This is a genomic window from Vibrio sp. Y176, from assembly GCF_033438945.1.
Map to the genome: position 1 here is coordinate 1 of NZ_JAWOQS010000866.1, position 581 is coordinate 581.

Below are 581 nucleotides of genomic sequence, written 5' to 3' on the forward strand. Positions count from 1 at the left end.
CTCTGCCAGAAGCCATCGCAATTGCAATCGGTGAACACGCGCTAGAACCATTTCGAGGTGGTTTCGGTGTTGGTTTAATGCCGGACAGCCGCAGACTGACCGTTTATAAGGTTATTTCGTTAGCTAATAAGCCTCAAAGTTATGTTCAAAACACATTCCAACAACTGCTAGAAAAAATTGAGCAGTGGCACCTCTTCATTGAACAAACCGATAACGAGGAAGCAATTCCAGAACAATTACCTGCTGGGATTTTCATTTAATCCCGCTAAAAACGACCATGTTTAGAAATGAGTTTATTTTATGTCGACAATTCAAATTAATAGTCAACATCGAGGTAATTTAGACCTCGCAGATATTCAAAATATCAAAACCAATGCGAAAGAAGGCGATACCGTTAAATTTGGCTCTGTATTTGGTAAAGAATACAGCGTTCCCAAAAGCAATGATGGTGAAATTAGCCTCAAACAAAAAGAAAATCGCAGCTTTTTTAATCGCTTTTTTAGCAAAACAGATTCATCGAAAAACAGCGACTTAAAGCTGAACTTGATGAACCAACAACTGCACAAAAAAGAGAACAGATC

Annotated in this window: 2 pseudogenes; both read left to right on the forward strand. The window is 38.6% G+C overall.

What is annotated here, in order from left to right:
• Positions 1-260 (forward strand): annotated as a pseudogene (gene ati1, locus R7O13_RS29105) (Ati1 family type III secretion system chaperone); the annotation flags it as partial.
• A gap of 40 nt (positions 261-300) precedes the next feature.
• Positions 301-581, forward strand: a pseudogene (locus tag R7O13_RS29110) (endonuclease); the annotation flags it as partial.